Genomic DNA, 13957 nt, shown 5'->3' with positions numbered 1-13957 from the left:
GAGGATGCCGAAGCGCGACCAGGCCGGAAAGGCCGCCTTGGCCGCAGCAATCGCCGCCTTCGCATCCTCGGCCGAGGCGCGGGCATATTCCCCGATCACGTCGTTGGTGTCGGACGGATTGATATTGCGGACCGCATCGCTGCCGTGGATCCATTCACCATCGATCAGGTTTCTGTATGTCATGTCTATCCTCTGATGAGCCTTGGAGATGCGTTTGCTTATCCAATGGCGGCGGGCTCCAACAAAGAGCAATCTTTCGACCCCGCCATTGCCGAAACGGCAAACCTGGGAAAAGTTGGGTGTTGCCGTATTGGCAATGCTTAGCGCTAAAAATTATGCTTTATGAGATGGCAAATTCGATCATCATCGCTCCCATAACAAGCAAGGGGAACGATATGTCTCATTTCATGATGAACCGCCGAGGGTTCCTTTCGAATGCGGCCGCTGTGGGCGCGATTGCCGCCGCGCACAGTCTGATCAATGTCTCGGCAGGCCACGCGGCAGATACTGCCACAATCCGCATGCAGCTCGGTTGGCTACCCTCCAACGGACTTCTCGGAGAGCTCGTCGCTCGCAAGAAGGGCTACTATTCCGAAAAGGGAATCGAGCTCGAAATCGTACCCGGCGGACCGAATGTCGATGGTGTCGCCGGCGTCGCCGTTGGTCAGTCGACGATCGGGCAGGTCTCCTCCAGTCCGTCGGTCATGCTGGCCCGCTCGGCTGGCGCGCCGATCAAGGCATTCGCGGCCGGCTACCAGAAGCATCCCTTCGCGTATTTCTCTCGAAAGGCAAATCCCATTGCCAAGCCCGAGGACATGATCGGCAAGACGATCGCTGCCATCCCCACGTCGGTCATCCTTCTGCGCGCGCTTCTCGCCAAGAACGGGATCTCGGAAGATCAGGTCAAGATCGTCAACATGGGGTCGGACATGAACCAGCTGGTGACCGGTCAGGCCGATGCGGTCTGCGGCTGGCTTACCAACGTCAACGCCCTGAAAGTTCTGGGGGACGACCGCGTCGACCTGACCCTCTGGGACGGCGGCATCCGGCTCTATGCCAATGTCTACTACACGACCGACGATCAGCTGGAAAATCACGCCGACCATCTTTCGGCATTCGTCGCAGGCTCGGCGCGCGGGTGGGGTTATGCGCGCGACAACAAGGAAGAGGCCGTCGATATCCTGCTCGAATCCTATCCGAACCTTGACAAGGCAAGCGAGCTTGAGACTATCGGGCCGTTGATGAAGTTCGTGTTCAACGACGCCACCGCCGCGGTGGGTTGGGGTGGCATGGACCGCACGAACTGGGAGGAGCAGATCAAGACCTATGCGGACCTCGGCCAGTTCCAAGGGGCCGTGCCGAAGGCGGAGGACGTCTACACGATGGCAATCCTCGATGCCACGGCCGACATCCGCAAGAGCGTAGGATAAGGCGATGTTGGAAACGCTCAACAGACCCAAGCAGGCACCGATCGGCAACACCGGTGCCTCGGCGGTATCGGTGAAGAACCTTCACATTCGCTTCGGTGCGGATGATTCCAGCTTCACGGCCCTGTCCGACGTTTCGGTCGAGATACCGGCCGGCTCGCTCGTGACCATGCTCGGCCCTTCGGGCTGCGGCAAGTCGACGTTGCTGCGGACGGTCGCAGACCTGGTGCACATCAGCGATGGCTCGGTGTCCGTACACGACAAGACGCCGCGCAAGGCGCGTGAGGGCCGCGATTTCGCCTTCGTCTTCCAGGAGGCGACGTTGCTGCCGTGGCGCAATGTCATCGACAACGTGCGCCTCCCGCTGCAGGTGGGAAAACGAGAGGCGGGAGTGACCTACGCCGACCCGGAGGCCTTGCTGGCTCTCGTCGGATTGAAGGGGCGCGAAAAGGCGCTGCCGCACGAATTGTCCGGTGGCCAGCGCCAACGCGTGGCAATTGCCCGCGCACTCGTCACCCGCCCGCGTATCCTGTTGATGGATGAGCCCTTCGGCGCGCTCGACGAGATCACGCGCGACAAGCTGAACGAGGAATTGCTGCGCCTCTGGCAGGAAACAGGGACCACCATTCTGTTCGTCACGCATTCGATCCCGGAGGCGGTCTTTCTCGGTCAATACGTGCTGATGCTCGCGGCCCATCCCGGCCGCGTCAAGGAGTTCATGAAGGTCGACCTGCCACATCCGCGATCCCTCGCGATGCGTGACACGGTCGAGTTCATCCAGGTTACCGCCCACCTGCGCACACTTTTGGGAGAATGTTGATGGCAAATGCCCTTCCTTCGCAAGCGGAAGGCCGCGCTTTGACGGACGGCAACAGGTTCAGGATGCTAGATGCCGCCGCCGCCGCTGCCCTGAGACACCTGCCGGCAACACTCGCGATCCTCGGCTGCATCCTCCTTTGGCAACTCGTCGTCTGGGGCTTCTCGGTGCCAACGTTCATGGCGCCCGGTCCGGTCGACGTGATCAAGGCCTTCGGCGAAAATGGCGGCATCCTGTGGACGAACTTCTGGCCGACGCTCATGGAAGCGTTTCTCGGTTTCGTGTTCGGCAACGTCATTGCCGTCCTCTTGGCGGTCTGGTTCGTCTACAGCCCGCTTGCCGAGCGGGCGTTCTATCCGATCGCCGTGATCATCAAGTCGATCCCGATCATCGCGCTTGCGCCGATCCTGGTGCTGCTCGTGGGCAACGGCATCGCGCCGAAGATCATCATCGCCGGCCTGATCTGCTTCTTCCCGACGCTCGTCAACATGGTCCAAGGACTGAAGTCGGCGAGCCCCGCAATGATCGATCTCATGCGCGTCCTGTCCGCCAGCAACTCCGAGATTTTCTGGAAGGTCCGCCTTCCCAGCTCGCTGCCTTTCCTTTTCGCCGCACTGAAGATCGCGGCAACCAGCAGCGTCATGGGCGCTATCGTCGCGGAATGGATCGGATCCAGCTACGGCCTTGGCGCCCTGATCATCGAGGCGACCTATAATTTCCGATCGCCGCTGCTCTATGCGACCGTCGTGATCGCCGCCTCGCTCGCCGTGGTTCTCTTCTTCGCCGTTTCGTTCGCGGAATCGAAGATCGTCCGCTGGAAGCCGACGACGGACCACTAACCCCAAGACACCTGCAGCCGGACCTATCCAGGTCCGGCCACCCAACGAAGTCACTGGCTGTGAACTCTTTCACATCTCGCCGGACACTTTCCCTATGGAGGAACGACAATGGAAACAATCAGGGAGCCTTTGCGTGACGCCAAGATCGTCGATCGCTCGGACGTGGTCGTCGTCGGCGGCGGCCCGGCAGGCATCTCCGCGGCCGTGTCGGCGGCGCGCACCGGAGCCAGCGTCACTCTGCTCGAGCGCTATCCCTATGTGGGCGGCCTTGCCTCGGGCGGTATGGTCTTGGTGCTCGACGACATGGTCAACAACGTCGAAATCACCGTGCGCGGCATCTGCATGGAGATGATCGAACGGATGAAGACGCTGGGCCTCTGCGTCACGCCGACGGATGGCGACCGCCAGCTCGATCTCCGCGATACGCCGGAAGCGTGGCGTCGGTGGGCGCGCTGGGGGTTGTTCGATTTCCACACGCCGTCTGCGCCGCATCCGATCTGCTACGCGGCCGCATTCGATCCGGACGCCTTCAAGCGCGTCGCCTACGACATCCTGCGCGAATCCGGCGTGAAGCTCAGGACACACAGCTGGTTTTCGTCGGCGATCGTCGAGAACAACACGATCAAGGGCGTAGTCTGCCAAACCAAGGCAGGGCGCGAGGCCATCATGGGCGATGTGGTCATCGATGCGTCGGGCGACCTCGATGTTGCCGCCGACGCCGGCGCCCAGCATACCGACGGCAACTTCATCCTGACGACGGTTTCCCGCTGGGGCGGTATCGACACCGAGGCAGCCGAGCGTTTCGAGTTCGAGGAACCGGAACGGTTCAAGCTGCTCGATCACGAAGCCAAGCGCCTGATCGGCGGTTGCTGGTCGTTCTGGTGGCTGAAGACGCCGCTGCCCGGCGTCATCTGGCTGAACTGCCCACATATGCCGAAGCTTTCCGGTCTGCGCGTCGAAGACTTGACCTATGCCGAACTTGAGGGCCGCAGCCGCATCGCCCGCCTGCTCGATTTCGCCCGGGCGAACCTGCCGGGCTTCGAAAATGCCTATGTCATCGATTTTGCGCCGCAGACGGGCGTGCGCCAGTCGCGCCTGCTTCAGGGTGAGTATGTCGTCACCAAGGACGATGTGATGACCCGCCGCCACTTCTCTGACACGGTCTGCCGCGGTCGTGACTACTACACGCCTTACCGGGCGATGCTGCCCAAGGAAGTCGACCAGCTGATCGTCGCAGGCAGGCACTATTCCGCGACGATCCAGGCGCAGAAGTCGAGCCGCGAGATCCCGCCGTGCATGGCGATGGGCGAGGCGGCAGGTGTTGCTGCAACCGTCGCTCTCAACGCGGGCGTGAAGGTGCGAGACGCCGATGTCAGGGCGATCCAGAAGCAGCTCCGAGCCCAGGGCGCCGATCCAGGCGACGTTCCATCCGAAAATGCAACCTATTTGGAGGCCGCAGAATGACATCGCTTCCCCTCGACGGTATCCGCGTCGTCGATTTCACCCAGGTCATGCTTGGTCCTTGCTGCACGCAAATGCTGGCCGACTATGGCGCAGAGGTCATCAAGGTCGAAAAGGCCAAGATCGGCGATCTCTCTCGCTGGTCGCTGGGGTCGGATCCGGACGGCCTCAACAATCCGGTCTTCTCGTCGCTCAACCGCAATAAGAAGAGCCTGGCCCTCGACCTCAAGCAGGACGAGGCGCGTGCCGCCGTGCGCGCACTGATCGAAACGGCCGACGTGGTCGTCAACAATTTTCGGCCGGATGTCATGGAACGCATGGGCTTTGGCTATGAGGAGCTCAAGAAGACCAATCCGCGGCTCATCTATGCCGTCGGCACCGGCTTCGGCCTGGAGGGACCCTATCGGCACAAGGGCGGGCAGGATATTCTCGCGCAGGCGCTTTCGGGCGTCATGCGGCGCAAGTCGGATGCGAGCCACCCGCTGTCGATCTATGCGACACCGCTTGCCGATTATTCCGCCGGCATGCACCTCGTGCAAGGCATCCTGCTGGCGCTGCTGCACCGTGACAAGACCGGTGAGGGCCAGCAGGTCTCGGTCAGCCTCTACAGCTCCATGCTCGCCATGCAGATGCAGGAAGGCACCACGCATATGATGCGGGAGAAGGACCTGAACTGGGGCGCTTTCCCGCTGACCGGCGTTTTCGAAACCACGGACGGCGCCATCGTCATGGTTGGTGCGTTCAAGCCAAATCCGTTGCGGGATATCTGCACCGCTCTGGAGATCGAGGACCTGTCCCTGCAGCCGCAATTTGCGGACTTCGATGAGCAGATGAAGCGCCGCCCGCAATTGCAGCAGGTGTTTCGCGAGACGTTTGCGAGGAACAGCAGCGCGCATTGGCTTGCCCGCCTGGAGCAGGTGGACATCCTCTGCGCGCCGGTGCGCTCGCTTCCCGAAGCCCTTAACGACGAGCAGACGACGATCAATGGCATGATCCTGGATGCCGGCGAAACCAAAGCCGGTCCGGTCCGGCTGATCGGTTCGCCGATCGACATGTCGGCGGCGACTGTGACGGTGCGCATCGCCCCGCCGAAGCTCGGTGAGCATAACGACGAGATCCTCTCGGCGATTGCTGTGCGTCAGGGAGATGCGGCATGAGCGTCGAGTTTGTCGTAGAGGGCCGCGTTGCCACCGTCACGCTCTGCCGTCCGGAGCGAATGAATGCGGTGGACGCGGCGACCGAACGCGAACTGGAGGCGATCTGGCAAGAGATCGAATCTCGCGACGACATAAGCTGTGTCGTGCTGACGGGTGCCGGCGAACGGGCATTCTGCGCCGGGGCCGACCTGAAGGGGGCCGAAACGACGGGCCTCGAATACTGGACCGAAAGCCGACCGAACGGTTTTGGAGGGCTGGCTTTTCGCCGCTCGCTGGATGTTCCCGTTATCGCCAAGGTCAACGGCTATGCGCTCGGTGGCGGGTTCGAAATGGTCCTTGGCTGCGATATCGTCGTCGCCTCGACGACCGCGGCGTTCGGTCTGCCGGAGGCCCGCGTCGGACGCCTGCCGCTCGATGGCGGCATGGTCCTGCTGCAGCGCCGGATCCCGCACAATCTCGCGATGGGTGTGCTTTTGACCGGCCGGCGGTTCTCTGCCGCCGAGATGCAAGGTTTCGGCGTCGTCAACGAGGTGGCCGAACCGCAGGAGCTCGATGCGGCTGTTGCGCGCTGGACCGATGAAATCGTCGCCTGTGCGCCGCTTTCGCTTCGGGCGATCAAACAGACCGTCAATCGGACCGGTCATCTTTCGCCGGCCGAGGCCCAGGGCTTGCGGACGCCCGCGCTCGTAAAGGCGCTCAAGAGTGAGGACGCCCTGGAAGGTGTCACTGCCTTCCAGGAGAAGCGCGCGCCCGTTTGGAGGGGACGGTGAGCGTGCTATAAGGCGGGCCCCAGGGGAGGGAAGGTTCCAATTGAATGCACGCCAGCATCCTGAAATACTTCGTCTCGGTCGCGCGGTCCGGATCCATTCGCAAGGCTTCCGAGGAGCTTCATGTGGCTTCCTCGGCGGTCAGTCGGCAAATCAAGAAGCTGGAGGACGAGCTTGGGATTGCGCTGTTCGAGCGGCTCTCGAATGGGCTGAGGCTGACTGTCGCCGGGGAGAACGTGCTGCGCCACGCCCGCGCTACGCTGGAGAATTTCGACCTTCTGCGCAGTGACCTCGGCGCCTTGCAGGGAAAAAAGACCGGCCGCGTGCAGATGTCCTGTCTCGACAGTCTGGCCATCCAGTTCCTGCCGGATATGGTCAACGCGTTCCACAGCGTTCATCCCGGGGTCAGCTTCCATATCCACACAGCCGGTCACGGCAACATCAGCAGCCTGGTCGCCGAAGGCGACGTCGACATGGGCCTGACCTTCGATCTGGCCCGGCCCGACGACACCGAGATGCTCTTTCGTGTGCCGATGCCGCTGATGGCTTTCGTCGGGCGTGGGCATCCGCTGGCCAAGCAGCGGCAGGTTTCGCTCGCCGAGTGCGCCCAGTACGACCTTCTCCTGCAACTCGACACGCAACCGATCCGTTCGCTCATCGAAATCGAGCTCTCCGTCTTTGAGCGGACCGGACGGCCCTTTGTGCTCTCGAACAGCCAGATGATGCTCAAGCCGTTCATCATCTCCGGTCAGGGCGTGGCCTTCTTCACGCCGATCGGTTTCCTGGCGGAGATCAATTCGGGCGATGTCGTCGCCATACCGCTTTCCGGCTCGCGCCTTCAGAACCTGCACGTTGGAATTCTCGTGCAGCGGCGCCGGCAGCGCACACACGCGGCCGAGGCCGTCATCGAGTTCGTCGGCGCGGAACTGTTGAGGTTCAGCGACCAGATCATGGAGGCTATCCGCACGTGAGCGCAGGACCAATCCCGGGACGACTTCTCTTGCGCCCTGGTCATGAAGTCGCACGACGCGAGCCGGACCTCCTGCGTCACTTGCCTGACGGCATTTCCCCGGCAACGATCCCGGCCAATGCTCTCCTCATGCCACCGCCCGTCAACGCGCATGACCACGGCTATGGCATTCGCACGCTCGATTTCGGCAACATCGACGATGCCCTGGAGACGTGGATCCCGGGCCTCCGGCTCAGGCCGCGGACTGACCCCTACCTGGAAGCGCTCGTAGCATTTTCTCGGCTGGCGCAAACGGGCGTCGGTGCGACGATGCATTGCCACAACTCTCTGAACATCGACCGGCTGGTGGACGAGGCTGGCGCTGTGATGCGAGCCGCGGATGAGCTAGGCATCAGGCTCGCGCTCTCCTGCCCACTGCTTGATTTCGACCCGTGGGCCTATGATGGCGGGCCGGAGCGATTGCGCCCGTTCCTCGATCCGGCAGACTGGAAGGAAATCAGCGCCTCGATCCCGAAATACGCACCGCCCATGGTCCAGATTTCGGCAGTCGACGCTGTCGCTGCCGGCAACACCAGCCCGTTGATCGATGTTCAGTACGGCCCGATCGGGCCGCAGTGGTGCTCCAATGCGCTGCTCGAAGGCATCGCCGAGGCATCTGCAGCAACGGGCCGGCGCATTCACATGCATCTCCTCGAAAGTCCGCGGCAGCGGTGCTGGCTGGACCGGCGCTTCCCTCAGGGTGTCGTGCGATATCTGGACGATATCGGTTTCCTCTCGCCGCGCCTCGCGGTTGCCCATGGCGTTCAGTTGCGCCCGGACGAACTCGAGCTGCTGGCCGCGCGTGGGGTGCAGCTCGTTTCCAACCCGTCGGCCAATTTACGCCTGCGTTCAGGCGTGGCACCCGTCGCCGCCATGCCGGCGAATGGACCCGCTTTCGCTTTCGGCCTGGATGGGACAGGGTTCGATGATGATCAGGATCTGTGGCGGGAACTGCGCCTGGCCCATCTGTTGCATGGCGGCCGCGACATGACGCGGACCTTCACGGCCGGGCGGGTCTTCGATGCAGCGATCCATGTCGGCGCCAAAGTCCTGAATGCGCCGGTGAACGAAGACCTCGTGCTCGTGGATTACGCCGCATTAATTGCCGACAGCCTGACGGGCGATCTGGATGAGGCTGAGATTCTGCTCGTCCGGATGACGGCGGCCCATGCAAAGGGCCTTTACGTCGGCGGACGGGAGATCATGCGCGATGGAAGACTGACCCGTGTCGACTACGAAGGCGTTCGGGCCGAACTCCTGAAGCAGGCGCGCGCTGATCTACCTCGGTTGGCCGGCGAGCGCGCGCGGGTGATCAAGCTCGCCGCGGCGACGCGCGCCTATTATTCCGGCTGGTAAGCACGCGCGGCGATCAGGTCAAGCGTCTCCCGATGCGCGTCGCTAAGGGTAGGCTGCGGCGGGGCGGCATTGTACCAGACTGGATTTCCTGACCTCTTGGCGACCAGGTATTTGACGGCCGGGATAAGCGGGTTGGCGGCAATCAACTGCCGTAACCGAAGCACGCGATCCTGCAAGGGGGTATCGTCCTGGCTCTTCCAGAGCTTGGCCGACAGGGCCGGGGCGATATTGATCGTCGCAGAAATCGTGCCGGCGTAGTTGTCGGCGCCCGCATCGGCGAGTGTGGCCTCATTGCTCGGGAAGACGGCGAAGTTCGGGATCCTCGACAACTGGCGCGCATAGTCGAGATCGCCCGAACTGTCCTTGGCCCCCTTGATGCGATCCGGAAATGCTTCGGCGAGCCTTGCGGCGAAGGCCGGACTGTAGGTGATGCCGGTCATCTGCGGAAAGTTGTACAGATACATCGGAATCGGGTTTTTGGCGGTGCCGCGAATGAGCCGGGCAAACCAGGCGAAGAGCCCGTCGTCGGGGGCGGGCTTGTAGTAGTAAGGCGGCAAGACCAGCACTGCCGCATAGCCGAGACGGCCGGCAAGGCTCGTCAGGGCGATCGTCGTCTCGAGATCAGGCGTTCCGGTTCCGACCATCAGCCTTTTGGTATCCAGCGCCTCGGCTACAGCGACCATGACAGCGCTGCGCTGTTCGAAAGACAGCGAATTCGCTTCGCCTGTCGTGCCGAGCACATTCAGGCCATCACAGCCATTGTTCAGGCACCAGCTGGCATGTTCGACAAAGGCTTCGGTATCGATCCGGCCTTCATCGTCGAACGGCGTCGGCACGGCGGCAACGACGCCACGGAATTCTGTCACAGACATGTCTCGTTCCTGTTGCTGAAGTGTTGTCATGGTGACGTTGCTACCCTCTCGAAGCCGGCAACGAACGGGTGGTCCAGCGCCGTCGAGCACTCCTTGCTCCACCCGCCCGGCGATCCCAATCCGGTCACGTCGGAGTCGAAGAACTCCTTGTTGACTGCGATGAAGTGGCGCTGGCTCTCCGGGATCTCGTGATCCCAGACAATGGCGTCGACAGGACAGATCGACAGACAGAGCCCACAATTTATGCATTCTTCGGGGTGAATGTAGAAGGTACGGCCACCTTCGTAGATGCAGTCCACGGGGCAGGCCGCGGTACAGTCGCCGTCCTTCACGTCGATGCAGGGCTCTGTAATGACATACGCCATCTTGCTTGCCTCTAAGGAGTTGCTTGCAACACCAATGTTTCAGAGTTTCTTCCGGCGAAGAAGCATAGATATTCGCCGTGACGGTTGCCAAAAAGGCAACATCTGGACGCTGCAAGCTTTTGGCCGCAATCAGTTCAAGATTTGGTATGGGGGTGATTTTTTGGACGCATTTGCTTGCGCCACTGTTGTGCCGCGCTGCGACGACCGACGATGATATCGCGAATGGCGCGTTAGGAGACGAGATCGTCGAAGTCCCTGGCTCCGCGCATCAGGTTGCGGAAATCGGCCGCCGGCGTTCCTGGTCCGCATCGGCCGCAAGTATCCCGATCGAGCTCGACGCGGCAGGGGAACATCGCGGTTCACCCTTGGACATCAACCCTGGAGTCCAGCTTATGGATGTGGATCTGGGAAGCCGTGCCTTTCGGACAGGGCGGCAAAGATTTTGTTTTTTTCGGAAATGAACGCTCTTCCTTGAAAAACATCAGTTTGATGCTTCGATGTTTCGCCGTCCGCCAGCACAAGCAGCGGCAGGGACTGACTCATGTCTCCTACTAGAGCAATGACGGGCGATCGCGGACGAGCACGCAATCCGTTCAACATCAATCTTTCGCGCAAGAATTGAGTGCGACCTCCGCGAAGGCATAATCCGAAGTTACGATGTTTGCAGGCACGGAAACGTCGTGCTGCACCGATCCCTATCGACATCCACAAGTCGATCACATCCCAGTGCTGACATGCGCCGAAGGGCGCTTTAAGATTACCAGGCGCACGGGAACGGCTTGACCAGGCACGGGGCTGCGGAGGATGGTTACGTCTCCACGCCCGGGAACTGCAACAATCCCCTGTCTCTATTGGAGAAGCCGGTTGAACAGATTTCCAAACGTCCCCGCGTCCTGATCGGGCTGCTCCGCTCCAGGGACCGGTTGCCTGGCCGCGGGTTCGAGAGTAGCGGGGTCTTCGTCAGCTTGGACATCCGGCGGCGCCTCGCCGCTCTGCGCCACATTGCCGTCAATGATCTCCTCGATGGAAGGTTGGTTTTGCTTGCCTTTGAGGGTCTTGTCGATGGCGCCGCCGACGATGTCGCGCAAGGATCCTCCAGTCGCTTTGTCGGAGAGCAGGTCATCGATCCGCAGCGTGTCGGTCGGCAATCCGAACTTCTTCAGTGTCGCCAAGGCAGCGGTGGGGTTCTTCAAAAGTCCCGACAGATCGGGATATATGCGAGGACGGGCAAAGGGCCCCTCGATCAGGACCGGAACTCCGATTCCGTCAGTTGAGATCTCGGCGCCCTGTCCATCCAGCGATGCGACCACCCGCGGATCGAGCCGAAACTTCATCTGTCCGTCCGCAAGATTTGCCTCCCCGGTCCCGTTCATGCGCACGAGCGGGCCGATTAGCTTGATGTCCTCGGTTCGCGCAACGCCGCTATCAACGGCAAACGAGGCACTGAGTTCAGTGAACCCTGTCGCTTGGCTTTCATTCTGCTTGAAGCCCGACGACATCAGGCCAACGAGGTTGTTATAGGCGTCGGCGATATCGATGCCGCGGATGGCGCCATCGGAAAACCGGACATCCGCGCTGCCTTGAAGCGATTGTTTGAGTGCGCCAGTCGTGCTGCCAGCTCCCGTTAAGTCGAGCTTGGCCTGCAGCGCGCCTTCAAGATGTTTGAAGCCTGCCATGTCGGTCAGAAGCGGCGCCGCCGAAGCGCCCGTGATTGAGGCGTTTAAAGCAATCGACGGTTCTGACCCGGAGCCGTCGGCCCTCAGGCTTGCGGTAATATGGCCGCCATAGAACGGGCTTTCAGGAAGGCTGAGACTTGCGACTCCATCGGCAACGGTAAGAGTGGTTGCCACCGGCCCTGCAAATACGTTGCCGTATCCAAGTTTATCGGCGTTGACATTAATGGATGCATCGATCAATCGAAGCGAGGAGAAATCCAACGGAGCATCGGGCGCAGGGTCAGCTCCCTGCGCCTTCGATTGAGGTGCACTCGAGCGCGCGCCGGCGAGACGCGCAAAATCTAGCTGTGCGAACTTGAGGGCACTGGATATCTTCAATGGTGTCGTGAATTGGACAGATCCACTCCCGGTCCCCTCGACACCATTGACCGACAAAGTGGCACTTTCGAACTGAACGCTCGCCGGGCTCGCGCTGACATCACCGTTGAACGCAAATAGGTCGATGTTGTCCGGGCCGCTCTGTCCAAGCCAGCCAAGGAACCCGCGAACGTCCGCTGTCGAAAAAATCAGCTTGCCGGCATAGCCGTTCGGAATGGCCGCTTTGCCATCAAGCGAAAGAGCCGCTCCCGGCATACGCATGTCAAGCTTCAGGGGTATACCCCCCGAGTTGAGGTCCCCGGCCAAGAGACTGCCTAACGGTAGCTGCAAGTCGACTTCGGCAGGTTTCCCGCGCCAGGCCAGGCTGCCCGACAGACGCCCCGGTTTTGCAAAGTCATCGATCCTGAGCGCCAGCTTCTTAATCTTGACTTCGCTCAACGAGGGATCGGCGACGCCCGGCGCGATGAAGGTGGCGCTGTGCAGGCCTAGGCTGCCGGTCATGTTGATTGTTTTTCTCAGGGCATCCCCCGAGAGGCCGCGAAACGCGAACCGGGTATCGATCGTGACAGACCCGGTCAAAGGAACGGATTGCCCGGTCAGATTTGCCACTTTGGCGACATCGAGCCCGCTGCTGGATATGCGGCCCTTGAAGGTCGGCTCAACCTCGCGAATATCGACAGAGATATTTGCCGCAACGCTGCCGGCATCGATGCCGAGATGTTCTATCCTTGCCGTAACCAGCCCGTCCTTAAGCGTTGCCGCCAAGGCAACGTCTGATGCCGAGATGTCACCAAGGACAAGATCCCTGATGTTCACGCCGATATCGGCATCGAACCCGGTCAGAAGCTGCAAACCCGTCGAAGCGCCCGACTTCTCCGATTTCGCGTTGGGTTGCGACGAAGCCGAGGTAGTAGCCTCAAGAAATGCGCTCAGGTCCAACCGGTCAGCGTCGATGTCAGCGAGAAACCGCGGGCGATTGCCGGGTATGAAGAGTGCGTCGAGGCCAAGAGCCTCGTCTCCAACGAGCAATTTGCCGCCGCGGATCTGGTAGCTGCCATTGGTGTTGAGGGCGACTTGTCCGGAGGCCTCGAATGCGGAGAGCCCGGGGGCGGGGGCGGGATCCGCCTCGAAGGAAAGGCTCAGGTCAGCTGGCTGTCGTTCAAGCAACGGGCGCACGGAGGAGATCGCGAGCGTCATCTGGTAGCGCCGTTCCTCGATACGGGCGCTCGCCGAAAGGGAAAGTTGATCGTCGATGTCGGGTACTGCGAGTGAAAGGTCGATATCGGTTATGACCTGCTTCGCACCGGCAGTGCTTTGCTGTCTCAAAGTGCCACTGACAACCGAGACCGAGTCGATTGCACTTCGCTCCAGGAAAGTGACAAGCGCGGCAAGCGGATCGCCTGGTTTGGCTCGGCCCAGCTTGCCGCCTTCTGTGGGCGATGCTTTGCCTGTCTTCTCGTGCAATTTGAGGATCGGCTGAACCAGCCTGATCTCCTTGATGTGCAAGCGATCCGACCAGAGGGAGGAGAGTGTCACTGAGCCCGCAACCTCTCCGATTTCGGCTGTGACGCCCGCTTCTTCGCTCGAGAGCACGACAGTTTCGGCAACCACCGCCATATGTGGGAATACGGACAGCCTGACGGGGCCGTTCAAGGCAATTGAGCTGCCTGTTGCAGTCGAGAGCTTTCGGCTGAGTTCGGCGCGCATCCATTCGCTCGAAACGAAGCTGGGCAAGACGAGGATGGAGGCGGCAATGAGCGCACCGAACGCGAGAAAGCCAAGGAAGAATCGCATTATATGTCCCCGTCGCAAATACAACTGATTCGCTATCGT

General features: G+C 61.3%; 13 protein-coding genes and 1 pseudogene. 9 read left to right on the top strand and 5 right to left on the bottom strand.

The window, feature by feature from the left end:
* A partial coding sequence (locus C6558_RS34825; protein ID WP_146160944.1) for an aldehyde dehydrogenase family protein occupies positions 1-183 on the bottom strand: 183 nt, incomplete at its 3' end.
* Between the two features lie 212 nt (positions 184-395).
* On the opposite strand from C6558_RS34825, the gene C6558_RS34820 reads away from it, so the two are divergent.
* From C6558_RS34820 to C6558_RS34785, 8 genes are all read left to right on the top strand, one after another.
* The gene (locus C6558_RS34820; protein ID WP_107028445.1) at positions 396-1430 is read left to right on the top strand and encodes an ABC transporter substrate-binding protein; all 1035 of its coding nucleotides are present in this window, start codon (positions 396-398) and stop codon (positions 1428-1430) included.
* Positions 1431-1434: 4 nt separating this feature from the next.
* A complete protein-coding gene (locus tag C6558_RS34815) occupies positions 1435-2247 on the top strand; it encodes an ABC transporter ATP-binding protein (protein WP_107028436.1) in 813 nt (270 codons plus the stop codon).
* A gap of 62 nt (positions 2248-2309) precedes the next feature.
* Positions 2310-3083, top strand: a complete 774-nt coding sequence (locus C6558_RS34810) for an ABC transporter permease (RefSeq protein ID WP_225906586.1) — start codon at positions 2310-2312, stop codon at positions 3081-3083.
* Positions 3084-3191: 108 nt separating this feature from the next.
* Positions 3192-4547 (top strand): FAD-dependent oxidoreductase, encoded by a 1356-nt coding sequence (locus tag C6558_RS34805; RefSeq protein WP_107028435.1) that lies wholly within the window; start codon positions 3192-3194, stop codon positions 4545-4547.
* Complete coding sequence (locus C6558_RS34800; protein WP_057223488.1) at positions 4544-5701, top strand: CaiB/BaiF CoA-transferase family protein; 1158 nt, start codon at positions 4544-4546, stop codon at positions 5699-5701. Before C6558_RS34805 ends, C6558_RS34800 begins: the two co-directional genes overlap by 4 nt.
* Entirely contained in the window at positions 5698-6471 is a 774-nt protein-coding gene (locus C6558_RS34795) for an enoyl-CoA hydratase-related protein (protein WP_057223486.1), read from the top strand. The genes C6558_RS34800 and C6558_RS34795 overlap by 4 nt, the downstream gene beginning before the upstream one ends.
* 44 nt (positions 6472-6515) lie before the next feature.
* Positions 6516-7439 (top strand): LysR family transcriptional regulator, encoded by a 924-nt coding sequence (locus C6558_RS34790; protein ID WP_057217570.1) that lies wholly within the window; start codon positions 6516-6518, stop codon positions 7437-7439.
* A gap of 71 nt (positions 7440-7510) precedes the next feature.
* A complete protein-coding gene (locus tag C6558_RS34785; protein ID WP_347369216.1) occupies positions 7511-8833 on the top strand; it encodes an amidohydrolase family protein in 1323 nt (440 codons plus the stop codon).
* Here the strand turns inward: C6558_RS34785 and C6558_RS34780 are convergent.
* Together C6558_RS34780 and fdxA are read right to left on the bottom strand one after the other, a co-directional pair.
* Positions 8818-9705 (bottom strand): dihydrodipicolinate synthase family protein, encoded by an 888-nt coding sequence (locus tag C6558_RS34780; RefSeq protein ID WP_057217568.1) that lies wholly within the window; start codon positions 9703-9705, stop codon positions 8818-8820. The two genes, C6558_RS34785 and C6558_RS34780, sit on opposite strands and share 16 nt — an antisense overlap.
* A gap of 26 nt (positions 9706-9731) precedes the next feature.
* Complete coding sequence (gene fdxA / locus C6558_RS34775; protein WP_057217566.1) at positions 9732-10070, bottom strand: ferredoxin; 339 nt, start codon at positions 10068-10070, stop codon at positions 9732-9734.
* Here fdxA and C6558_RS39800 point away from each other — a divergent pair.
* A complete protein-coding gene (locus C6558_RS39800; protein ID WP_146160943.1) occupies positions 10057-10284 on the top strand; it encodes a hypothetical protein in 228 nt (75 codons plus the stop codon). The two genes, fdxA and C6558_RS39800, sit on opposite strands and share 14 nt — an antisense overlap.
* A 176-nt stretch (positions 10285-10460) precedes the next feature.
* On the opposite strand, the pseudogene C6558_RS34770 reads toward C6558_RS39800, so the two are convergent.
* Positions 10461-10686, bottom strand: a pseudogene (locus tag C6558_RS34770) (DUF3088 family protein); the annotation flags it as partial.
* A 232-nt stretch (positions 10687-10918) separates the two neighbouring features.
* On the bottom strand, positions 10919-13921 hold the full coding sequence (locus C6558_RS34765) for an AsmA family protein (protein ID WP_371412326.1): 3003 nt from the start codon (positions 13919-13921) through the stop codon (positions 10919-10921).
* Positions 13922-13957: the final 36 nt, after the last annotated feature.

Source organism: Ensifer sp. NM-2, assembly GCF_003024455.1.
Taxonomy (GTDB): Bacteria; Pseudomonadota; Alphaproteobacteria; order Rhizobiales; family Rhizobiaceae; genus Ensifer; species Ensifer canadensis.
The sequence above is the reverse complement of the archived record's forward strand: the minus strand, read 5'-3'. Positions and strand labels throughout refer to the sequence as shown.

What these genes read in the sequence shown, in the direction of transcription:
- C6558_RS34820 (WP_107028445.1), top strand. Translation starts at nt 396, where the DNA reads ATGTCTCATTTCATGATGAACCGCCGAGGGTTCCTTTCGAATGCGGCC.
- C6558_RS34815 (WP_107028436.1), top strand. Translation starts at nt 1,435, where the DNA reads ATGTTGGAAACGCTCAACAGACCCAAGCAGGCACCGATCGGCAACACC.
- C6558_RS34810 (WP_225906586.1), top strand. Translation starts at nt 2,310, where the DNA reads ATGCTAGATGCCGCCGCCGCCGCTGCCCTGAGACACCTGCCGGCAACA.
- C6558_RS34805 (WP_107028435.1), top strand. Translation starts at nt 3,192, where the DNA reads ATGGAAACAATCAGGGAGCCTTTGCGTGACGCCAAGATCGTCGATCGC.
- C6558_RS34800 (WP_057223488.1), top strand. Translation starts at nt 4,544, where the DNA reads ATGACATCGCTTCCCCTCGACGGTATCCGCGTCGTCGATTTCACCCAG.
- C6558_RS34795 (WP_057223486.1), top strand. Translation starts at nt 5,698, where the DNA reads ATGAGCGTCGAGTTTGTCGTAGAGGGCCGCGTTGCCACCGTCACGCTC.
- C6558_RS34790 (WP_057217570.1), top strand. Translation starts at nt 6,516, where the DNA reads ATGCACGCCAGCATCCTGAAATACTTCGTCTCGGTCGCGCGGTCCGGA.
- C6558_RS34780 (WP_057217568.1), bottom strand. Translation starts at nt 9,705, where the DNA reads ATGTCTGTGACAGAATTCCGTGGCGTCGTTGCCGCCGTGCCGACGCCG.
- C6558_RS39800 (WP_146160943.1), top strand. Translation starts at nt 10,057, where the DNA reads ATGACATACGCCATCTTGCTTGCCTCTAAGGAGTTGCTTGCAACACCA.
- fdxA (WP_057217566.1), bottom strand. Translation starts at nt 10,070, where the DNA reads ATGGCGTATGTCATTACAGAGCCCTGCATCGACGTGAAGGACGGCGAC.